Raw genomic sequence first — 23018 nt, forward strand, 5'->3', positions numbered from 1 at the left:
AATATGATATTAATAGATTCTCACTGTCATTTAGACAAAATAAATTTTAAAAAAATTAACAAAACTATAGAAGATGTCATGGAAGAGTCTGAAAAAAAACATGTAAAATATTTTTTAAATGTCTCTACATCAATAAAAAATTTTGATAAAATGAAACTATTTTTAAAAAATAGAAAAAATATTTTTTATTCATGCGGTATACACCCATTTTATTATGAAAAAAATATACGATCAAATCAAATAATTAAAAGATTAAAAGATACAAAAGTAATAGCAGTAGGTGAAACGGGTTTAGATTACTCTCATAAAAATATAATAAGCAAACAAAAACAAGAGAAATTGTTTATACAACAAATAAAAATAAGTAAAAAAGTAGAAAAGCCTTTAATCATACACACTAGAAATTCTATTCAAGATGTTATAAAAATATTAAAGAATTTTAAAATAGATGAAAGTAAAGTAATTATACATTCTTTTAACGAAACTAATATAGAAATTGTAAAAAAAATAATTGAACTAAACTTTTATTTTTCAATATCCGGAATAGTTACATTCAAAAATGCTAAAAATCTAAGAAAAATTATAGAATATCTGCCATTAAATAGAATTCTTATAGAAACTGATTCCCCGTATCTCTCTCCAGAACCAAATAGAGGAAAAGTAAATACACCCTCTAATTTATATTATATAATTAAGTGTATTGCTAAAATAAAAAAAATAGATTTACTAGAAATTTCAAAAATAATGATAAAAAATTTTCAAAAATTATTTAATTTAAAAATAAAAATTTAACCATAATATAGACAAAAAGGTCTAATAATTGTTTTATAAAATAAAAAATAGAGATTAAATATGTTTAAAAATATTTTTTCTAATTTACAAAAGATAGGAAAATCTTTAATGCTACCTGTTTCGGTGCTACCAATAGCCGGAATATTACTAGGAATAGGATCAGCACAATTTTCTATTATACCAAAATTAATGTCTAACGTAATGATAGAGTCAGGGAGCTCAATATTTGAAAACATGCCATTAATTTTTGCTATTGGAATATCATTAGGTTTTACAAAAAATGATGGTGTAGCAGCATTAGCTTCTGTTATTTCATATGAAATAATGTCAAAAACTTTCTATGTAATGATTCCTATCTTTTCACATTTTAATTTTTTTTCTATACAAAGTTCTAATTTAATTGATACAGGAATTTTAGGAGGAATTTTATCAGGATCTATGTCAGCATATTTATTTAATATGTTTTATAAAATAAATCTTCCTGAATATTTAGGATTTTTTACAGGAAAAAGATTTATACCAATAATATCAGGACTGTTTTCAATAATATTAGGTATTTTTTTAGCATTAATATGGCCACCAATAGGAAAAATGATACAAAATTTTTCCATATGGGCAGCATATCAAAATCCTATATTAGCTTTTTTTATATATGGATCTGTAGAAAGATCTCTAATTCCACTAGGACTACATCATATCTGGAATGTTCCGTTTCAAATGCAAGTAGGAGAATATATAAATAGCTCAGGGCAAATTTTTCATGGAGATATAGCTAGATATATGGCTGGAGACCAAACAGCAGGAAAATTATCTGGTGGTTTTTTGTTCAAAATGTATGGATTACCAGGAGCAGCATTAGCAATATGGTACTGTGCTAAATCAGAAAATAAAAAAAAAATAGGAGGTTTAATAATATCAGCTATATTAACATCTTTCATAACAGGTATCACAGAACCGATAGAATTTTCATTTATGGTTGTAGCACCTATATTGTATGTAATACATTCTATTTTAGCAGGATTAGCATTTCCAATATGCATATTATTAAACATGAGAGCAGGAGCCAGCTTTTCCCATGGGTTTATTGATTTTATGATATTAAGTGGTAATAGTAATAATATTATTTTATTTCCTATAATAGGTACATTATATGGACTATTATATTTTCTAATTTTTTGTTTCACAATACGATTATTTAATTTAAAAACCCCTGGAAGAGAATTACAGAAACATAAATATTACAAAGAAAGACGCATTGCAAAATTATTAATAAAATATTTAGGAGGAAAAAATAATATTTCTAATTTAGATGCATGTATAACCAGACTTAGAATTACAGTTAATAATATATCTGAAGTAGATAAAAACGAAATAAAAAAATTAGGAGCATCTGCTGTCATAATCTCTGGCTTGGGTATACAAGCAATATTTGGAACAAAATCAGACAATCTAAAAAATAAAATGGAGAAATATTTAAAAAAATAATAAAATAATTTTTAAAATGTATTGTATAAAACCTAAAAAGTGGGTTTTACAACCCACATATATTAAAAAACAACAAATCATAACAAAATTAGTAGGCAAAATAATGAACTATGAAAATATTTTCATAAAAATAATAAAAAGAGAAATACCCTCAGAAATAATATATCAAGATAAACAAGTAACTGCATTTAAAGATATTAATCCACAATCTCCTATACATATATTAATAATTCCTAATAAAAAAATACGATCTACAAATAAAATAAATAAAAAAAATAAAAATATTATAGGAAATATGATTTATATAGCAGTAAAGATAGCAAAAAAATTTCACTTTCACAAAGATGGATACAGAATAGTAATAAACTGTAACAAAAATGGTGGACAAACAATACCACACTTACATATGCATTTACTGGCAGGAAAAATATTAGGAAAATTTAATTAAAGTTATAGTATTAAAAAAAAGATATTTTTTATAAAAATTAATATTTATCACTAAAAGTTTTAACAAAAAAATTTTTAATAATAAAATTTTCTCAGAGTTTTAGGAAATGGAGATGCATCTCTAATATTGTCTATGCCAGTAAAATAGCATAATAATCTTTCAAAACCAATTCCAAAACCTGAATGAATAACAGTACCATATTTTCTTAAATCTCTATACCACCAATACTTATCTTTTCCTAAATTAAATTTTTTTAACTTATTGTCTAATATTTTTAACCTCTCTTCTCTTTGAGAACCCCCTAAAACTTCACCAATGTTTGGCAAAAATATATCCATAGAAGCAACAGTAACATTATCTGGGTTGTCTCTCATATAAAAAGCTTTAAGATTTTTGGGAAAGTTTTTTACTATTAAAGGCTTACAAAAATGTTTATTTACAACATATTTTTCTTGTTCTAAAGATATATCTTCTCCAAATGAAATTGATTTTCCTAATACGTTTAATAATTTAATTAAATCTTTATATTCTATTTCTACATAATCCAAATTTATTAAATTTTTTAAATTTTTAATTATATTTTTACTAAAATATTTTTCTAAAAATTCTATTTCAAAAATACATTTTTCCAATGTATGTTCAGTTATATATTTTAAAAAAATTTTAGATAAATGTACTATTTTTTTTAAATTGAAAAAAGCAACTTCAACTTCTAACATCCAAAATTCAGATAAATGTCTTTTAGTATTAGAATCTTCAGATCTAAACGTTGGCCCAAAATTATATACTTTAGATAAAGCTAATGCGTAAGATTCCAAAGTTAACTGACCTGAAACTGTTAAAAAGTTCTTATTTTTAAATATATTTTTAAAATTAGATAACTTTTTAGCTTTATCATTGTTACTTGAAAACACGCTAAACATAGCTCCTGAGCCCTCAGTATTTAATCCTGTAATAATAGGAGTAGGAACCCAAGTAAAATTTTTTTTATACAAAAAATTATTTATAGTACTAAATAAAACATTACGAATTTTAGAAATAGCACAAAAAAATTTTGTTCGTACTCTTAAATGAGCAAATTTTCTTAAGTATTCAAATGTATGTTTTTTTAAAGAAATAGGATATTTATCAGGATTGTTAATCAACCCTAAAACTTTTAATTTAATTATTAATAACTCATACTTTTGTTCTTGTCTTCTAGAAAAAATTATATTGCCTGTTACAACTAAAGAACAACCACTTGTTAACTTTATAATTTCTTTTTCATAATTTTCTAAATTAGATTTAGCAACTGCCTGTAAAGTAAGTAAGCATGTACCATCAAATATATCTATAAAAGATATTCCTTTTTTAGAATCTCTTTTACTTCTTACCCACCCATAAACTTTTATTTTTTCATTTATTTTAACTTTATTAGAATATATGTCTTTTATAGAAAAATTTTTCATGTTTATTTAACCTATAAAATTTAAATATATTAAAAACTATAAATGTATACAAGAAAAAAATGATTACAAATAAATTTACCAAATTTATAAACTATTTTAAAGATAATTAATTAAGATTATATATTTTTAATTTTTTTAACAAATAAAATTCTTTCTTTTTCTAATTTTTTTATTTTACATTTTTCAAAATTTACAATATAATTTGGCGCTTTTTTTATAAAATTTTTATTAAAAAGCATATTTTTTGATATGTTTATTTTATTATTTAATTGTCTAATTTTTTTTATAAAATTTTTTATACTAGTGCAATTAATTTTTTTCTTTATAGAAAGAATTACTATATCTATCTCATCAAGAAATTCAATAAAAAAATTCTTGTAACTTTGTAAACTTTTAATAAAAATTATATTTTTTAAGTTAACCATTTTAATAAAAAAATTCAAATTTAAAACAAATATTTTTTTTAAATTTATATTATTAAACTTAACTGCTATAGAAATTTTTTTAGAAAAATTTATTTTTGTTCTATTTCTTATTGCTCTTATACTTACTAAAACCTTTTTTATAAAAGAAATATATTTTAACACTTTTATATCTATCAACTTCTTTCTATAAATAGGAAATTTTTTTAATAAAATACTATTACATTTATTTTTAGTAAAACATTTAATATTTTGCCATATTGATTCAGTAATAAATGGTATAATTGGATGAGCAGTTATTAAAATTAATTCAAACATTTTTATTAAATTATTTTTAGCACAAAAAACTAATTTCTTAGAAAAAGATTTAAATATTATTTTTAAAAATTCTAAATACCAACAACAAAAATCATTCCAAATAAACTTATACAAAATATTAGAAGCTTCATCAAATCTAAAATTATCTATACAATTTCTATATTTTTTTATCATAATATTGTATTTAGATATTATCCATATATCTACTATGTTCATGTTAGTCAAAAAAAGATTTTCTCTTATATCATTTATAGATATGTTAGTAAAAATAAAAATACTAATATTCCATATTTTATTACAAAAACTCTTATATCCCTTTAACCTTTTCATATCCCAATTTATATTTCTAGTTGGAGAAGCTAAAGAAGCTAATGTAAATCGTAAAGCATCAGTTCCATAAGCGCTAATACCTTTAGGAAAACTTTTTTTAGTAATAATACTAATGTACTCTATCATAGAATTTTTAAACATATTATTTGTTCTTTTTCTCAGCAGCCTTGGTAAAGAAATTCCATCAATTATATCAATTGGATCTATAACGTTTCCTTTTGACTTAGACATTTTATTACCAATCTCATCACGTATCAAACCAGTAATATAAACTTTTTTAAAAGGTATTTGTATTGGAAATTTTTTGTTTCCTTTTAATAAAATTGAAGTAAGCATTATCATTCTAGATATCCAGAAAAATATAATATCAAATCCACTAACTAGTACATCAGTAGGATGAAACATTTTTAGAACACTTTTTTTTTTAGGCCATCCTAATGATGAAAAGGACCAAATAGATGAAGAAAACCAAGTATCTAACACATCAGATTCTTTTTTTAAAAAGAAACTTTTAGGAAGATTATATTCTTCTCTGACTTTACTTTCACTCATTCCAACATATATATTTTTGTGATTGTCATACCACACAGGAATTCTATGTCCCCATAATAATTGTCTTGATATACACCAATCATCTAAATTATTCATCCAAGAAAAAAAAATATTTTTATATTTATCTGGAATAAATTGTATTGTTCCATTTTTAACTAGTTCCAATGATTTTTTAGAAATTTTCTTTACTTTTAAATACCATTGATTAGTTATTCTAGGTTCTATTATAGATCCAGTTCTATCACCTAAAAAAATGTTTATATTAACATTTAAAACTTTTTTTAACATGTCGTTTTCTTTTAAAAAGCTTAAAATTTTTTTTCTAGCATTTTTTCTATCCAAATTGTGCAAAAATTTAGGACATTTTTTTTTATAAATTTTATTATTATGATATATTGTAAGATTTTTGCAAATTTTACCAGACTTTGTCAAAATATTTATTAAAGGTAATTTATTCAGAATTGCAATTTTATAATCATTAAAATCATGTGCTGGAGTAATTTTGACGCAACCAGTACCTTTTTCTGGTTTAATATTTTTATCAAAAATTATTGGAATAATTCTATTAACAATTGGAACTAAAACACTTTTACCCATTAATTTTTTATATCTTTTATCATTTGGATGCACTGCAATTGCCACATCTCCTGGTATAGTTTCTGGTCTTGTGGTAGATACTACTATATAACTATTATTAGACTTATTTTTGTCTATTAAATAATATTTTATATTCCACATAAAACCTTTGTAAACTTTCCTTTCTAACTCTATATCTGAAACAACACTCTTACAACTAAAATCCCAGTTAACTAAAGTTTTTTTTCTATATATCATATTTTTTTTAAATAATGATATAAATGCAAATCTAACAGACTCAGACATATTGTCATCCAATGTAAAACAGTTTCTGCTCCAATTTACTGAACTTCCTAACCTTTTAATTTGATTGCAAATATTATTAAATCTTTTTTCTTTCCATTTCCATATTTCCTTAATAAAATGTTTTTTAGAATATTTTAACGTTTTTAAACCAGATTTAGAATTCAAATAATTTTTTACTACTATCTGTGTAGCTATACCAGCATGATCTACTCCTGGCTGCCATAGTACATTTTTACCATTCATTTTATTGTATCTTATCAAAATGTCCATAATAGTATGTTGAAACGCATGCCCCATATGTAAATCCCCTGTAACATTAGGAGGAGGCATTACTATACAAAAATTATTTCTAAAAACTTTTTTTTTATATTCAAAATATTTGTTTTTTTCCCAAAAATTATATAGTACTTTTTCTATTGTCTTATGATCATATTTTTTTTTCATGTTATATCTTCAAAAATGACAGTTAAATTTTAATAAAAAAAATTATACAACATTTATATTTAAACAATATGTTTTTGCCATAAATTTGTTGTCTAATATGTAAATAATATTTTTTTTTATAAATTTTAAATTAAAATATATTTTTTTTAAAATTTTAGTAGTTAAATATATTATATAACATATTCTATTCAACATATTAAAATCATAAAAAATAAATTTATAAAAAAATATATATTAAAATACTCAATATTATACAAAGTATTAAAAATAATATTTAAAAAAATAATAGTATATACTTTCACATATGTTGTATTTTTAAAATTTTTATATACATAGTTGTACAAATGTTTAAAAATATTTTTTTTACAAGTATATAAAAAAAAATTTTAAAATAACAACATTTTTAAAATATATTTTTTATAATAACCATTTTTTTAAATATTATTTTTTAATTTTTAATATTATATAAATACTGTAATAAAATTTATATAAAAATAATGTAAAATATTTGTATTTATAGTAATAAAAAATTATAATTCTTATATTTGTTACAATTATTAAAATATATTATGCAAAATTTTCTGTATCAAAGAAGCTTGTTATCTTTAAAAGATCTAAATAAATTTGAAATAGAAACAGTATTAAACACAGCAAAAAAATTAAAAAAATTAAAAAAAGAAAAAAAAGAAAAAAAATTTTTAAAAAACAAAAAAATAATTTCTATATTCGAATCGAATTCTACTAGAACTAGGTGTGCCTTTGAAACATCAGCATTTGATCAAGGTTTACATATTACGAATTTAGATATAAATAATACTCATATGAATGAAAAAGAATCTATAGAAGATACTGTAAAAGTTTTTAATATTATGTATGATGGTATACAATATAGAGGGCCTAAACATGAAATAATATTAGACATACAAAAATATGCAAAGATTCCTGTTTGGAATGGTCTAACTAATAAATTTCATCCAATTCAAATATTATCAGATTTGATGACTATTAAAGAAAACATAAAAAAAAACAACCACTTTAATGACATAACTCTAGCATATATTGGAGATTGTAAAAATAATATCGCTAATACAATTTTAGAGGCCTCTTATATTATTGGAATAAATATAAACATGATTTCTCATGAGAAGTTTTTACCAAATATAGAAAAAATAAAATTTTTATCTAACATATCAAATAAAGAAAACGGAAAAATATTATGTACAGAAAATGTGTATAAAGGACTAAATAATGTAGACTTCATATACACTGATACTTGGTTATCCATGCATGAAAACTATAAAAATTTAGGTATAAAAATAAAATTATTAGAAAAATATCAATTAAATGAAAAATTACTTACAAAAACAAACTCTTATTCAGCAAAAATATTACATTGCATGCCATCTATACATGATAATAATACTATAATATCTAAAAAAATTTTTAAAAAATACAAAATAAAAAATGGATTGGAAATTACAAATGATGTATTTAATTCAAAAAACAGTTTAGTGTTTAATCAAGTAGAAAATAAAGTACATATTATAAAAGCATTAATGCTGCTAAATTTAAAAAAAAATATAAATTTGTAATAACATAATTTGTTTAAAACATAGTAAATATAATAAATATGAAAAATAATAACATTCCGAAAGTAATAGGACCTTACAGTTATATTTATGAATCCAGAGGAATATTTATGATATCTGGACAAATAGCAATAAACCCTATAAATAACAAAATTCCAAAAAATATAGATGAACAAACAAAAATAGTTTTAAATAATATTAAAACCATTATAGAAAGCAAAAATTTAAAAATAAAAAATATAGTTAAAACAACAATTTTTACAACAAAATTACACTATATAAATAAAATTAATACTATTTATAAAAAATTTTTTGAAAAGTATACAAAAAATTTTCCAGCAAGAACATGTGTAGAAGTATCTAAATTACCAAAAAATTCCATTATAGAAATAGATGCAATAGCAATAAAATAAAAATATGCCACATAGTGGCATAATAATGTTAAAAATTTTATTTAAACCTATTTTTAATCCTGTTTTTTAATATTTTTTTTTTAAAAATCTTTTTTTTAATAAATCTTTTATTAATATTTTTATTAAATGGTTTATTTCTAACGACGGAAATAAATTTTATATTAATCAATTTATTTAAAATTCTAGTATTTTTAAAAATTTCATTAAAATTAATATTTCTTGTTACATGTTTAGATATTTCTATAGTAGAATAATAATCAAAAAGTTTTACATGTCCTATATTTTTACTATTTATATTTCCTTCATTTGCAATAGCTCCTACTATATGTCTTACTTCTACTCCATCTTTCTTACCTACTTCTATTCTATAAGTACATAAACCAAATATTTTTTTTTTATGCAATTTATACGAATTTTTAGAAAAAAAGTTTTCTTTAACTTTATTTTTAAAAAAATTTGTATTATTATGACTTTCTTTTATTATCAAAGGTCTGTCTTTTTGCGCTATTTTTAATAATACAGCAGACAATGTATCTGAATCAACTTTACTGGCATAATCCATTTTTTTTAATATATTTTTATATATATTAATATCTTTGCTCTGTAACTCTTTATCTACTTTATCACAAAACAATTGTAATCTTTTTTTAGCTAAAGATTCAACATTTGGTAATTCAATTTTAATTATTTTAGTTTTTATCACTCTTTCTATATTATATAGTAATCTAGTTTCTCTAGGTTCTATAAATAATAACGCATTTCCAGATCTTCCAGCCCTTCCTGTTCGTCCTATTCTATGTATATAAGATTCTACATCCATAGGGATATCATAATTGATTACAAGACTTATTCTATCTACATCTAGACCTCTTGCAGCAACATCTGTAGCTATTAAAATATCTAATTTGCCACTTTTTAATTTTTCTAGAGTTTTTTCTCTTACAGACTGATTCATATCTCCATTTAATGCTGAACTATTGTATCCACTTTTTTCTAATACTTCAGAAACTTCTACAGTCAAATTTTTAGTTTTTACAAATATGATTGCAGCGGAGAATTTTTCTGTTTCTAAAAATTTTATTAATGCATCAATTTTTTTTCCATATATTATACAGAATTTCTGCTGTATATTAGGTCTATTTTTTAAACTAGATTCAACTTTTATTTCTTTTGGATGCTTCATAAACCTTCTAGATATTCTTCTAATTTCTTCAGGCATTGTGGCAGAAAATAAAGCAGTTTGATGCTTTTTAGGAATATTAGACAGAATATTTTCAACATCCTCTATAAATCCCATCCTAAGCATTTCATCTGCTTCATCTAAAACTAAACTACTTAATTTAGATAAGTTTAAAGTTCTTCTTTTCAAATGATCTAATAATCTCCCAGGAGTTCCTACTATAATCTGAGGACCCAGCCTCAAGACTTTTAATTGTAGTTCGTATCTTTGCCCGCCATACAAAGCTAAAACATTTATTCCAAATATATATTTAGAAAATACAGAAAATGATTTAGATACCTGTATTGCTAATTCTCGAGTAGGTGTTAAAACTAAAATTTGAGGCATTTTCAAATTTAATTTAATATTATTTAATAAAGGTAAAGCAAAAGCAGCAGTTTTTCCACTTCCAGTTTGAGCCATACCTAATACATCCATTCCCTTTAGCAAAAAAGGTATACATAATTTTTGAATAGGAGATGGAATTAAATAATTTATTTCATTTAATGACTTTATTAAACAATCTTTAAGCCCCAAAGAAGAAAATGTAAATTTATTATGAGTCATGCAATTATATATGCCTCTTAATTTACAGATATTATTTATTTTAACTAAAAATAATAAATTGTATTAACAAATTATTTTTAAAAATATTAACAAAATTTAATTATTCAAGCACCAATAACAAAATAGCATACATCATTTGTTTAAGAAAACATATCCAATTTTTTATTGATTTTATTAATATATTATAATACATATATAAAATAAGTTTTGTAAAATAATATAAAATTTAAAAATTTTTAAAGTATTTAAAAAACATAATCACTAAAAAATAGTTTTATATAATTAATTAAATTTAGCATCTTTAATGCTCAGTCTTAATCTTCCATTCCTATCTATTTCTAAAACTTTTACTAAAACACTTTGATTTATATTTAATAAACTAGAAACTTTACCAATTCTTTTATTAGAAATTTGTGATATATGCACTAATCCCTCTTTTCCAGATCCTATTGAAACAAATGCGCCAAATTCTACTATTTTAGTAATACGGCCTGTATATATCTTCCCTACTTCTACTTCAGATGTTATATTTCTAATTTTCTTAATTGCATTTTGCGCTTGATCTTGTGCAGAAGATGATATCTTAACAGTTCCATCATCTTCTATTTCAATTGTAGTACCAGTTTCTTCAGTAAGCATCCTTATAACTGACCCTCCTTTTCCTATAACGTCTTTAATCTTTTCTGGATTAATTTTTATCACATGAATTCTTGGTGCAAATACAGATATTTCTTTTTTTGGAGTATTAATATGAATAGACATTTTTCTTAAAATTTCTAATCTAGCTTTTCTAGCTTGCTCTAATGCAACCTTTATAATATTTTTATTAATTCCTTTAATCTTTATATCCATTTGTAAAGAAGTTATACCAGAAAAACTACCTGATATTTTAAAGTCCATATCACCTAATTTATCCTCATCACCTGAAATATCAGACAAAATAACATATTCATTATCATTTTTTACTAAACCCATTGCAATTCCAGCTATAGCTGATTGTATAGGAACACCGGCATCCATTAATGCTAAAGAAGCCCCACATACAGATGCCATAGAAGAAGATCCATTAGATTCAGTAATCTCCGAAACTACTCTAATTGTATATGGAAACTTTTTTATATCAGGCATAGTTGCTATTAAACTTTTTTTTGCTAATTTCCCATGTCCTATTTCTCTACGTTTTGGAGACCTTGACAAACCTATTTCTCCTACGGAATAAGAAGGAAAGTTATAATGAAATAAAAAGTTATCTGTTTTATCACCTAATAAATCATCTAAATTTTGTGCATCTCTAGATGTACCTAAAGTCACAGAAACTAGAGATTGCGTTTGCCCTCTAGTAAACAAAGAAGATCCATGTGCTCTGGGTAATATACTGGTTTTTAAATGTATTTTCCTTATTTCATTAAAATTTCTATTATCTATTCTATTAAAATTATTTAATACTATACTTCTAAATATATCTTTTTCTACTAAATTTACAACACGTTCTATTTCTAATTTACTGTATTTAATATACTTTGAAGTAATAAAATTTACTATATCATCTTTTATTAAGTCCATCTTTTCTAATCTTTCTTTTCTAATTTTTGTAAAAAAAATTTTTAAAAATTTTTCTTTATATAGTTTATAAATTTTTTTAAACAATCTTTTACTGCTAAATAATATGTTACAACTTATTTTTGGCTTTGTTGCTTTTTTAGAAAATAAAACAATGTTTTTAATTAGATGTTTTTGATGATTATAACCTAATAAAATAGCATTTAATATTTCTTGTTCAGTTAACATATTTGCTTCTGCTTCAACCATTAATATAGCATTTTTTGTTCCAGAAACAATTAAATCTAATTCACTAAATTTCATTTCATCTACAGAAGGATTTAAACAATATTTTTTGTTTATTAAACCAACTCTAGAAACTCCTATCGGTCCTGCAAATGGTATTCCTGAAATATTTATAGCCGCAGATGCACCAATTATAGACACAAGATCAGGATTAATTTTAGGATTAACAGAAATTACAGTAGCAACAATTTGTATCTCATTTAATAAACCATCAGGAAATAAAGGTCTAATAGGTCTATCTATTAATCTTGCTGTTAATATTTCATTTTCACTAGGTCTTCCTTCTCTTCTAAAAAATCCTCCTGGAATTCTACCTGCTGCATATGTTCTTTCCTGGTAATTTACAGTTAAAGGGAAAAAACTATTTTCTTCTGTGGCTTGTTTGTTAAACACTACTGTAACTAAGACAACTGTATCATCCATATTAACAACGACAGAAGATGTAGCTTGTTTAGCAATAAGTCCTGTTTCTAAAATAACAGTATTATTACCATATTTAAATTTGTATTTTATATAATTTTGCACAACTGCTTCCTTAATATAATGTTATGAAAACTTTAATATAAACAAATATTACTATTAAACTCTTTTTAATATTATTTTCAATAAATAAATATCATAAAAAAAAAATTATGTGTATATTATAGAAATAGTAAAAAAAAAAAGAAAAGAAAATAAAAAAATAATAATATCTTAATTTTATAGGGTCCTTAAAAGACCCATAAAATTATTTTTTTTAAAAAAAAGTTATCTTCTTATAGAAAGTGTTGTAATAATATTTTTATATCTTGTTAATGATTTTTTTTTCAAATAATTCAACAATTTTCTTCTTTTAGATACCATACATAACAGTCCTCTTTTACTACTATGATCTTGTTTATTAAAATTAAAATGCTTTTGTAATTTTTTTATTCTAAAAGTTATTGTTGAAATTTGTGCTTCAGAACTACCACTATCTTTAGTATTATTATTAAGTTTTAAAAACATTTTTTCATTTTCATTTTTGATAAAAGCCATTTATATCTCCTAAAATAAGTTATAAAAATGTTTATTTAATTTTTTTTAGTAAATTAGATATCTTAATTCCTTTTAAAAATGAATTGTCATAATAAAAACACAAATCAGGAACTATCCTTAATATAATTTTTTTACACAAAATTCTTCTGATATGTTTTTTATAACTGTTTAATATCGTAATAATATTATTTATAGAATTCACGTTTCTATGAGCTAAAGTAGTAAAAAATATTTTTGCATATTTCAAATCTCTAGAAACCTTAACGTCTAAAATTGTTATTGCAAAGTTAATTCTTATGTCATTTATCGAATAATATAAAATATTAGATATTTCCTTTCTAATAATAGTAGATATTCTATTAGTTCTATTACATTCTATAGCCATATTATTTCCAAAATGTTAATTCATGTATTTATTTAAAATTTTATATATTAGATTAAAATATTTCTAAAACATCTCCAATTTTTATTTTATTAAAATTTTTTATAATAATTCCACATTCTAAACCTTCTTTAACTTCTTTTACATCCTTTTTAAAATGTTTTATAGAATCTATTTTACTTTGAAAAACAAATTTATTATTACGAATTATTTTTACGTTTAACCCACATTTTATAAATCCATTTGTTACTATACACCCAGCAACATAAATAGAATTTGAGAATTTAAAAACATTTTTTACTTTAGCTCTACCACGTGATATATTTTTATTACTAGATCTCATGAATCTTTTTTTAAGTGATTTTATTTCATGTAATAAGTTATATATTACAGAATAATATCTTACATCTAAATTGTTTGACAAAATAGATTTTTTAGCTGTAATATTAGGAAAAACATTAAAAGCTACAACTATGGCCTTAGAAGTAATCGCTAATGAAACGTCTGTCTCATTTATTGCTCCTACACTAGAACTAATTATTTTTATTAAAAAATTGTCACTAGAAATACGAGAAATTTCGTTGTGAATAGCTTCTAATGAACCTTGAGAATCTGCTTTTATTAATATGTTCATTTCATTAAAATTTTTTATTTTAACATTATCTAAAAATTTTTCTATTTCAAAAATCTTATCTGTAGCAAGTTTTCTTTCTTTATTTATATTTTTAATATTATAAACAAATTCTTTAGCTTTTTTTTCATCTTTTATAACAGTAAATTTACTTCCAGAAATAGGTATACCAGAAAGACCTAATATTCTTACGGGAATAGACGGAGTTACAGCCTTTAATAGATTTCCAAATTCGTCATTGATCGATTTTATTTTTCCATACTCAGTATCACATATAATAAAATCTCCTATTTTTAAGGTACCTTCTTGCACTATAATAATAGAAACAAATCCTTTATGTTTGTCTAGAAATGATTCTACAACTATTCCTTTAGCAATGCATTCATAAAAAGTTTTTAATTCTAAAATTTCTGATTGTAATATAATAGCTTCTAACAAATTGTTAATTCCTTTTTTAAATTTTGCAGAAACTAGCACAAACATATTTTCTCCACCTAGTTCTTCGGAAATTATTTCATATTTCATCAATTCATTTTTAATAAAATCTATATTTTTGCCCCTTTTATCTATTTTGTTTATTGCTATTATAATTGGAACATTAGAAGTTTTTGCATGTTCTATAGCTTCTATAGTTTGAGGCATAATTCCATCATCTGCAGCTACTACTAAAACAATTAAATCTGTTATTTGTGCTCCTCTAGATCGCATATTTGCAAATACTTTATGTCCTGGAGTGTCTAAAAAAGTTATATATTTATCTTTTATTTTCAGATAATGTGTAGATATGTTTTGTGTTATACCTCCAGATTCTACAGTTTTATAATTTTGTGATCTTATACAATCTAAAATAGAGGTTTTACCGTGATCTACATGCCCCATAATAGTAACAATAGGAGGCCTCTCTTTCAGTTTAGTGTCATTATTATGTTTTTTTTCTATTAAATCTTGTATTTTTATATTTTTTTTTTCTATTGCTTTATATCCAAAATATTTAGATATGCACTTTGCATCTTTAAAACTTAAAAAATTATTTTTTATTTTTATTCCTAATTCTAATAACTTTGTTAATATGTTTTTAACTTTTACTCCTAGCAATTTAGAAAGTTTTAATATAGAAGTATTATAATTCAATATTATATTTTTTTTTATAACATTTTTTGGCTTTACAAAATTTTGTTTTATAAAAATTATTTTTTTGTTTCTTAAAATAGCATTTTTGTTAATAAAGTTGTTCCTTTTATTAAATTCTAACATATTATTTTTTATATTTAATTTTCTATTTCTAATAGTAGAAACATTATTATTTAATATGCTTTTTGTAAAAAATTTTTTATTTTTACTTTCATGTTGCTTAGTTGTTTTATTATCTTTTATATTCTTATTTTTACTAAACAAAATATTTTTAAATTTATTAGTAAAATTATTTTTAGGAAAAATTTTTTTTTCTTTACTACTTTTATTATTTGAAACATTTTTTTTAACAACAGCTCTTTTATTATTATTTTTTTGAGGAGTTTTTAGAAAAGATGTATTATTATATTTTTTTAGCTTAGAAAGGTTATTTACTTTATTTTTTTTAATAGATTTTTTATAAGATATATTAGATCGTTTACCAATATTTTTATTTTTAAAAAATGGTTTATTCATGTTTTTTCCTATGAACATAATTAATTGTAGTTAACACTATAAAAAATATTTGAAAACATATATAAGATAGTACATAAAAATCACTTTTATAATATGCATATTGCAAATAATTTTTAATTTGTTGTTTCTTTAATTTTTTGTATAATAAATTTTTATTACTTATTATGTTTTTTTTTTAACTCAGACGTAGTCATAACATTTAAATCCCATCCACTTAATTGGGAAGCTAATTTTACATTTTGTCCATTTCTTCCTATTGCCTGAGCTAAATTTAATGATGCCACTGCAATGTCCATTGTATGTTTTTTTTTATTAACGATAATAGAAACAACATCTGCTGGAGACATAGAATTTATCACAAATTTTACTGGATCAGAATTCCATAAGACTATGTCTATTCTTTCACCACATAGTTCACTAGAAACTGCTTGCACTCTTGCTCCTCTCATTCCAACACAAGCTCCTACTGGATCAATATGATTATCATTAGACTGAACTGCAATTTTAGATCTTGATCCAGGATCTCTAGCAGTAGTTTTTATATTAATTAATCCCTCTCCTATTTCTGGCACTTCTATTTTAAAAAGCTCAATCAACATCTCAGGTTTAGACCTACTTACAAACAATTTAGCTACTTTAGACTCAGTATTAATATAATATAATAACCCTCTTACTCTATCACCTAATCTAAAGTTATCTCTTGGAAGAAGATCCTTTCTCATTATTATAGCATCTGCATTATTACCTAAATCTAAAAATATACAGTCCCTACTAATCTTTTTTACTATTCCTGTTATTATTTCATTAATATTTTTCTTAAATTTATTTATTATCATACATTTTTCTGCTTCTCTAACTTTTTGAACCATTATCTGCTTTGCAGTTTGTGTAGTTATCCTATCAAAAACTATAGAATTTATTTCATATTCTACATATTCTTTTAATTTAAAATTTTCATTTTCGAGCTTCGCAGCTTCTAAAGTAATCTCTTTAGTAGGAAATTTAACTTTTTTTACAATTATCCATCTTCTAAACGTTTTAAAATTTCCATGTTTTCTATCTATTTTTACTACAACATCAATTTTTTTATTACATTTTTTTTTTGTAGCAGCAGATATTGCAAATTCTAAAGCTTCAAATATTTTTTCTTTAGGAAGTTCTTTTTCGTTAGAAACAGATTCTACAACTGATAAAATTTCTTTATTCATAAGAAAAATCCTTTAATAAAAAAAATGTGTAAACTATTTTTTTTAGCAAAAATAAAATTTAAAAAAATATCTTAAAAAATGTATTTTATAAAATTTTTAAATATTACTAAAAAATAAAAAACCCCGAGAATTACGGGGTTTAAAAATTTTTATTAAAAAGTTAAAATTTATTGCTTTAAAAATACATCTAAAAATTTTTTTTTAATTTACACTAACAAATTTTATACCAAGAGCGGGATTTGAACCCGCATGCTAATAAAAAAGCACTATTCCCTCAAAATAGCGTGTATACCGTTTCACCATCTTGGCAATATAAAATATGTTTAATAAAAGTATTATATTTTTATACAATTTATAAAACAAAAATTTAAGTTAAACTTATAAAGTTTATTACTATTTAACATTCATAAAATTGCATAAAATTAAATTAATAAAAAAAAACAATAATGATAAAATTGATATACATTTATTTCTAAAATTATTTTTTAACACACTGAAAAAAAATAATGAACTTATATTTTTATATCTATAATAGTCATGTGTTTCTAATAATTTTCCTTCCTGCGTTAGAATTAAATAATTTAAAATAAACGAGACCACCATAAAAAACGAAAAAATGATAACATACATAATCACCTTAATAATATATTATTTTAAATTATATAGTACTAAATTACGATTTTTATCATTTTAAAACATACAAAATATCTACAATGTTTACTACAAAAAAAAATAAAAATATAAAGATAACTACACAAATAAACTATTTCACTACAATATAAAAAATATTACTAATAAAATATTAATATGTAAACTATTATGTAACATATATAAAATAATTCACTTTACATTATACATGTAAAATATATTGTTTGAAATAATGTAATTATCCTTTTGAATCTAAATGTATAAAATGTCTTGTATAAAAAAACATTGTAAAAAAGACTAATGTTAATTTTTAATATAAAATCATAATAATAGTATTATATAAAAAACATTATTTTTTTTCAGATTTCGAGTTTATATTACTTCTAACAGATTTTCTATTCATTAAATCATCTATTTGAAACAACTCTATAGTTTCATATTTAATTAAAGCATCTTTCATAGCATGTAAAATGTCAATATTGTCTTTCAAAATTTTAAACGCTCTATTATAATTAAATTCTATTAAAAATTTTATTTCTTTATCTATTATTCTAATAGTTTCATCAGATATATTAGATACTAAAGATACGCTTTTCCCTAAAAATATTTCTTCTTTTTCTTTAGTATATAATATAGGTCCTAACTTTTTAGAAAATCCCCATTTAGTAACCATGTTTCTAGCTATATTTGTTGCCATTTTTATATCATGAAAAGATCCAGTAGATATATTTTTAGATCCATATATTATTTCTTCTGCAAGTCTTCCACCATACAATGTAGATATTTTACTTTCTAATTTTTGCTTACTCATACTAATGTTATCATCTACAGGCAAGAAAAAAGTAGATCCTAAAGACATTCCTCTTGGAATTATAGTAACTTTATGAGCTGGATCATGTTCTGGAACTAACCTGCCTACTATAACATGTCCGGCTTCATGATATGCTGTACACTCTTTTTGTTCTCTAGTAATTAAAATAGATTTTCTTTCAGAACCCATAATAATTTTATCTTTAGATTTTTCTAGTTCAGACATAGATACATAGTCTTTCTTAAGCTTAGCAGATAAAAGAGCTGATTCGTTAACTAAATTTGCTAGATCTGCACCAGAAAATCCCGGAGTTCCTCTGGCTAAAATAGAAACAGATACATCTCTTCCTATAAGAATATTTTTAACATGTACTTTTAATATTTGTTTTCTTCCTTTCAGATCAGGCAAAGGAACTATTACTCTCCTATCAAATCTACCTGGTCTTAATAAAGCAGGATCTAAAACATCGGGTCTGTTAGTGGCAGCTATTAATATTATACCTTCATTTTCTTCAAAACCATCCATTTCTACTAGTATTTGATTAAGCGTTTGTTCTCGTTCGTCGTGCCCTCCTCCTAAACCAGCCCCTCTTTGCCTGCCTACAGCATCTATTTCATCTATAAATATTATACAAGGAGCAAATTTACGAGCATTATCAAACATGTCTCTAACTCTAGAAGCACCTACTCCAACAAACATTTCTACAAAATCAGAACCAGATATTGTAAAAAATGGAACTTTAGCCTCTCCAGCAACTGCTTTAGCTAATAAAGTTTTTCCTGTACCAGGAGGACCTACTAAAAGAACTCCTTTTGGAATTTTCCCACCAAGTTTTTTAAATCTTTTAGGTTTTTTTAAATATTCTACAAGTTCTTTAACTTCTTCTTTAGCTTCATCACAACCAGCAACATCAGAAAAAGTTACTTTTATCTTATTTTCTGTAAGCAATTTAGACTTATCTCTTCCAAAGTACATAGCTCCCTTGCCCCCAGATTGCAATTGCCTAATAAAAAAAATCCATATCCCTATTAACAAAAACATAGGCAGCCAAGACAAAACTAAAGAAGTAAAAAAACTAGGTGCAGCAGGCCCTTTGCCAAAAACTTTGACATTGTTTATTAACAAAATATCTAGTAATTTTTGGTCATTAACTGGTATAGTAGTATAATATTTATTTTTATCTTTGTTTAGTATTTCTATTTGTCTTCCATCAATTGTAACTTGTGATATTTTATTTTTATGAACTTCTGATAAAAAAGTAGTATAAGATACTCTATTATTAAAGGAGCTACGAGACACAAAATTTTGAAAAATAGACATAAATATAATAGATGCAAATAACCAAATAATTATATTTTTAGCTGAATCACGCAAAGACTTAACCTCATATAACAAACTTGTTATAAAAAAATTATTTTATTCCTCTTCCTACAACAAACAATTCTCTAGATTTATTATAAGAAGTTTTTAACTTATAAATTTTAAGTTTTTTAAAAAACTTTTTCAAAATTTTTATATATTTTTGTAATCCTTTACCTTCAAATACTTTTACTATATATATTCCTCTTTTTAAAAAAATCTTTTTACATATTGAAAAAGATAACTTTAACAAATTAATCGAATTAGAAATATCAACACACTTGTTTCCACTAAAATTAGGAGACATATCGGACATTAATACATCTGTACTCATTTTTATAACATTATTTAAAAAATATGATAAAAAATTTTTGTCTAATAAATCTCCTTTATAAAAAATCACATTATTAATAGCATGCATATTGCGTATGTCACATGAAATTATTCTACCACCAGGGCTTACATATCTAGAAACATATTTTGACCAACCGCCCGGGGAACAACCTAAATCTACAACATTCATATTCTTTTCAAATATTTTTTCTTTTAAATTTATTTCGTGTAATTTAAACCAAGATCTAGATATTAATTTTTTTTCTTTAGCTTCTAAAACATATTTATCTCTAAAATTTCTTTGTAACCAAATTGTAGAACTTTTAGAAAACCTTTTATAATTCATTTTTTTAAAATATTATATATGATTTACATTAATAATTTTGTACTCTATTATTCCATTAGGAGTTTTTATTTTTGCAATGTCTCCTACAAATTTTCCTATTAAACCTCTAGATATAGGAGATTTTATTGAAATTAATTTGTTTTTAAAATTAGATTCGTCTTCTCCAACAATTCTATATGTAAATTTTTTCTGAGATATTATATTTAGTATAGTAACAGTTACTCCAAAAACTACTTTTTTTTTATTTGGAATTTTAGTTATATCTATTATATTCATCTTAGATAACTTTATTTCTATTTCTTTAATTCTACTCTCGCAAAAACTTTGCTCTTCCCTTGCGGCATGATACTCTGCATTTTCTTTTAAATCTCCATGTGCTCTAGCCTTTTTAATGTCATTTACAATTTTTTTCCTCTTAAAATTTTTGAGACTATGCAACTCATTTTTAAGTTTTTTAAATCCTAAAACAGTTATAGGTATATAATTCACCAAGTCAGAACCTCAATAATATATTTAGTTTAAAAATTTTAAAAAAAATATTACTTTACTAACGTAAATTACATTATACAAAATTTTAAATTTTATATTACAAAAACAATTATATTAAATAATAAAACAAAATTTTTAGTATATATTTCTTTAAGCAAATATTTTTTAAAAAAATAATATAAAATATTTTATCAATTTTATATGTAAAATACAAAGATAAATTCCAAAATATGTAACTAAAAAATATAAAAAAATAATATTTTTAAAACAACTATTATTTAAATATTAAAAAACAATCATTATTTAAAAAAAATTGTTTTTTATTTAAACAAAATATTTTATAATTAAAATAATATTTATTAAATATTGTTTCTAAAAAATATGATTGAAAAAAAAATAAAAAATATATTAAAAAAAAAAATAAATTTATATAACATAAACGTCAAAAAAACAGATAACAATTTTGAAATTGTCGTAGTAAGCGACATTTTTCTAAATAAGACAGAACTACAAAAACAGCAAATAGTCTATTCTAATATACAAAAACTAATTTTTAAAAAAAAAATACATGCTGTTACTATTTATGCATATTCTATTAAAGAATGGAAAAAAAAATCCTTAAAACAAAAAACACAAAAAAACAAATAAAAAAAATAATTTTACATACTTTTCAGCATGAAGATTTTTAAAAAACAATAAAATTTATTGAAAATATATATAATATTGTTCTTTAAAAGTGTAAAAAAAATGCAGGTAACAAAAAAATGAAGGCAATATTTATTATTAAAAATAATCAATATTTAGCAAATACTGGTGATACTATTAATGTAAAAAAAATAGATTATAAAATTGGCAACATAATTTTTTTTAAAAAAGTTCTAGCAATATCAACTAAAAAAAAAATAATGATAGGAAAACCATTTTTAGATAAAGAATATGTAGAAGCAATAATAAAATCTCATAAAAAAAGTAAAAAAATTCACATCATAAAACATAAAAGAAGAAAACATTATAAAAAGAAACAAGGACATAGACAAGAATATACAGTGATAAAAATAACAAAAATAAGTAATAACAATAGGACTTAATAAATATGGCACATAAGAAGGCTGGAGGATCAACTAGAAACGGTCGAGATTCTAATCCTAAAAGACTAGGAATAAAAAAATTTGGTGGCGAAAAAGTACATCCAGGAAATATAATATTAACACAAAGAGGAACTAAATTTCACCCAGGGAAAAATGTAGCATGTGGCCGCGACCATACATTATATGCATTGGTATCAGGATCAATAAAATTCGAAACAAAAGGCATTAATAAAAGGAAATATGTGAAAATTATATAACATGTTATATTTTTTAAAAAAAGTGATATATTAAAATTTTTTTATAAT

At 22.6% G+C, this 23018-nt stretch carries 18 protein-coding genes and 2 pseudogenes; 8 read left to right on the top strand and 12 right to left on the bottom strand.

Annotation, left to right across the window (positions count from 1 at the left end; genetic code table 11):
* Positions 1-3 precede the first annotated feature (3 nt).
* From RJI84_RS01205 to RJI84_RS01215, 3 genes are all read left to right on the top strand, one after another.
* Positions 4-792 (top strand): TatD family hydrolase, encoded by a 789-nt coding sequence (locus RJI84_RS01205; protein ID WP_343188944.1) that lies wholly within the window; start codon positions 4-6, stop codon positions 790-792.
* A gap of 60 nt (positions 793-852) precedes the next feature.
* A complete protein-coding gene (gene ptsG, locus RJI84_RS01210; protein ID WP_343188945.1) occupies positions 853-2277 on the top strand; it encodes a PTS glucose transporter subunit IIBC in 1425 nt (474 codons plus the stop codon).
* Between the two features lie 103 nt (positions 2278-2380).
* Positions 2381-2725, top strand: a complete 345-nt coding sequence (locus RJI84_RS01215; protein ID WP_343188946.1) for a histidine triad nucleotide-binding protein — start codon at positions 2381-2383, stop codon at positions 2723-2725.
* A 74-nt stretch (positions 2726-2799) separates the two neighbouring features.
* Here the strand turns inward: RJI84_RS01215 and asnS are convergent, their stop codons facing one another.
* A complete protein-coding gene (asnS, locus tag RJI84_RS01220) occupies positions 2800-4173 on the bottom strand; it encodes an asparagine--tRNA ligase (RefSeq protein ID WP_343188947.1) in 1374 nt (457 codons plus the stop codon).
* Positions 4174-4289: 116 nt separating this feature from the next.
* The gene (locus RJI84_RS01225) at positions 4290-7121 is read right to left on the bottom strand and encodes a valine--tRNA ligase (protein WP_343188948.1); all 2832 of its coding nucleotides are present in this window, start codon (positions 7119-7121) and stop codon (positions 4290-4292) included.
* Between the two features lie 569 nt (positions 7122-7690).
* Between RJI84_RS01225 and argF the strand changes: the two genes are divergently transcribed.
* Together argF and RJI84_RS01235 are read left to right on the top strand one after the other, a co-directional pair.
* Positions 7691-8713, top strand: a complete 1023-nt coding sequence (argF, locus tag RJI84_RS01230) for an ornithine carbamoyltransferase (protein WP_343188949.1) — start codon at positions 7691-7693, stop codon at positions 8711-8713.
* A gap of 38 nt (positions 8714-8751) precedes the next feature.
* Positions 8752-9123, top strand: coding sequence for a RidA family protein (locus tag RJI84_RS01235; protein ID WP_343188950.1), 372 nt, complete (start codon positions 8752-8754; stop codon positions 9121-9123).
* A 37-nt stretch (positions 9124-9160) separates the two neighbouring features.
* Here the strand turns inward: RJI84_RS01235 and RJI84_RS01240 are convergent, their stop codons facing one another.
* The 10 genes and pseudogenes from RJI84_RS01240 to greA all read right to left on the bottom strand — a co-directional run bounded on the left by RJI84_RS01240 (position 9161) and on the right by greA (position 21628).
* Complete coding sequence (locus RJI84_RS01240) at positions 9161-10909, bottom strand: DEAD/DEAH box helicase (RefSeq protein ID WP_343188951.1); 1749 nt, start codon at positions 10907-10909, stop codon at positions 9161-9163.
* Positions 10910-11191: 282 nt separating this feature from the next.
* Entirely contained in the window at positions 11192-13279 is a 2088-nt protein-coding gene (pnp, locus tag RJI84_RS01245; protein ID WP_343188952.1) for a polyribonucleotide nucleotidyltransferase, read from the bottom strand.
* A gap of 222 nt (positions 13280-13501) precedes the next feature.
* Positions 13502-13771 carry a 30S ribosomal protein S15 gene (rpsO, locus tag RJI84_RS01250; RefSeq protein ID WP_343188953.1) on the bottom strand — a complete coding sequence of 90 codons (270 nt, stop codon included), beginning with the start codon at positions 13769-13771 and terminating at the stop codon, positions 13502-13504.
* A 31-nt stretch (positions 13772-13802) separates the two neighbouring features.
* Positions 13803-14156 carry a 30S ribosome-binding factor RbfA gene (gene rbfA, locus RJI84_RS01255; protein WP_343188954.1) on the bottom strand — a complete coding sequence of 118 codons (354 nt, stop codon included), beginning with the start codon at positions 14154-14156 and terminating at the stop codon, positions 13803-13805.
* Positions 14157-14208: 52 nt separating this feature from the next.
* Positions 14209-16431 (bottom strand): translation initiation factor IF-2, encoded by a 2223-nt coding sequence (gene infB, locus RJI84_RS01260; RefSeq protein WP_343188955.1) that lies wholly within the window; start codon positions 16429-16431, stop codon positions 14209-14211.
* Positions 16432-16595: 164 nt separating this feature from the next.
* A pseudogene (gene nusA, locus RJI84_RS01265) lies at positions 16596-17639 on the bottom strand (transcription termination factor NusA); the annotation flags it as partial.
* Between the two features lie 224 nt (positions 17640-17863).
* A pseudogene (locus RJI84_RS01270) lies at positions 17864-17948 on the bottom strand.
* Positions 17949-18636: 688 nt separating this feature from the next.
* Entirely contained in the window at positions 18637-20472 is a 1836-nt protein-coding gene (gene ftsH / locus RJI84_RS01275) for an ATP-dependent zinc metalloprotease FtsH (RefSeq protein ID WP_343188956.1), read from the bottom strand.
* A gap of 37 nt (positions 20473-20509) precedes the next feature.
* Complete coding sequence (locus tag RJI84_RS01280; RefSeq protein ID WP_343188957.1) at positions 20510-21136, bottom strand: SAM-dependent methyltransferase; 627 nt, start codon at positions 21134-21136, stop codon at positions 20510-20512.
* Positions 21137-21148: 12 nt separating this feature from the next.
* Positions 21149-21628, bottom strand: coding sequence for a transcription elongation factor GreA (greA, locus tag RJI84_RS01285; RefSeq protein ID WP_343188958.1), 480 nt, complete (start codon positions 21626-21628; stop codon positions 21149-21151).
* A 378-nt stretch (positions 21629-22006) separates the two neighbouring features.
* Here greA and RJI84_RS01290 point away from each other — a divergent pair, with 378 nt between their 5' ends.
* The 3 genes from RJI84_RS01290 to rpmA all read left to right on the top strand — a co-directional run bounded on the left by RJI84_RS01290 (position 22007) and on the right by rpmA (position 22970).
* On the top strand, positions 22007-22273 hold the full coding sequence (locus RJI84_RS01290; RefSeq protein WP_343188959.1) for a BolA/IbaG family iron-sulfur metabolism protein: 267 nt from the start codon (positions 22007-22009) through the stop codon (positions 22271-22273).
* Positions 22274-22389: 116 nt separating this feature from the next.
* Positions 22390-22713, top strand: coding sequence for a 50S ribosomal protein L21 (gene rplU, locus RJI84_RS01295; protein WP_343188960.1), 324 nt, complete (start codon positions 22390-22392; stop codon positions 22711-22713).
* 5 nt (positions 22714-22718) lie between these two features.
* Positions 22719-22970 carry a 50S ribosomal protein L27 gene (gene rpmA / locus RJI84_RS01300; protein WP_343188961.1) on the top strand — a complete coding sequence of 84 codons (252 nt, stop codon included), beginning with the start codon at positions 22719-22721 and terminating at the stop codon, positions 22968-22970.
* Positions 22971-23018 lie beyond the last annotated feature (48 nt).

This window comes from Buchnera aphidicola (Chaitoregma tattakana), from assembly GCF_039370165.1.
Lineage (GTDB): Bacteria > Pseudomonadota > Gammaproteobacteria > Enterobacterales > Enterobacteriaceae > Buchnera_G > Buchnera_G aphidicola_F.

Bases quoted from the DNA above. Each gene is read 5' to 3' on its own strand.
- RJI84_RS01205 (WP_343188944.1), top strand. From the start codon at position 4: ATGATATTAATAGATTCTCACTGTCATTTAGACAAAATAAATTTTAAA.
- RJI84_RS01240 (WP_343188951.1), bottom strand. From the start codon at position 10,909: ATGACTCATAATAAATTTACATTTTCTTCTTTGGGGCTTAAAGATTGT.
- RJI84_RS01235 (WP_343188950.1), top strand. From the start codon at position 8,752: ATGAAAAATAATAACATTCCGAAAGTAATAGGACCTTACAGTTATATT.
- rplU (WP_343188960.1), top strand. From the start codon at position 22,390: ATGAAGGCAATATTTATTATTAAAAATAATCAATATTTAGCAAATACT.
- asnS (WP_343188947.1), bottom strand. From the start codon at position 4,173: ATGAAAAATTTTTCTATAAAAGACATATATTCTAATAAAGTTAAAATA.
- RJI84_RS01225 (WP_343188948.1), bottom strand. From the start codon at position 7,121: ATGAAAAAAAAATATGATCATAAGACAATAGAAAAAGTACTATATAAT.
- ptsG (WP_343188945.1), top strand. From the start codon at position 853: ATGTTTAAAAATATTTTTTCTAATTTACAAAAGATAGGAAAATCTTTA.
- rpmA (WP_343188961.1), top strand. From the start codon at position 22,719: ATGGCACATAAGAAGGCTGGAGGATCAACTAGAAACGGTCGAGATTCT.
- rpsO (WP_343188953.1), bottom strand. From the start codon at position 13,771: ATGGCTTTTATCAAAAATGAAAATGAAAAAATGTTTTTAAAACTTAAT.
- rbfA (WP_343188954.1), bottom strand. From the start codon at position 14,156: ATGGCTATAGAATGTAATAGAACTAATAGAATATCTACTATTATTAGA.
- infB (WP_343188955.1), bottom strand. From the start codon at position 16,431: ATGAATAAACCATTTTTTAAAAATAAAAATATTGGTAAACGATCTAAT.
- argF (WP_343188949.1), top strand. From the start codon at position 7,691: ATGCAAAATTTTCTGTATCAAAGAAGCTTGTTATCTTTAAAAGATCTA.
- RJI84_RS01215 (WP_343188946.1), top strand. From the start codon at position 2,381: ATGAACTATGAAAATATTTTCATAAAAATAATAAAAAGAGAAATACCC.
- RJI84_RS01280 (WP_343188957.1), bottom strand. From the start codon at position 21,136: ATGAATTATAAAAGGTTTTCTAAAAGTTCTACAATTTGGTTACAAAGA.
- RJI84_RS01290 (WP_343188959.1), top strand. From the start codon at position 22,007: ATGATTGAAAAAAAAATAAAAAATATATTAAAAAAAAAAATAAATTTA.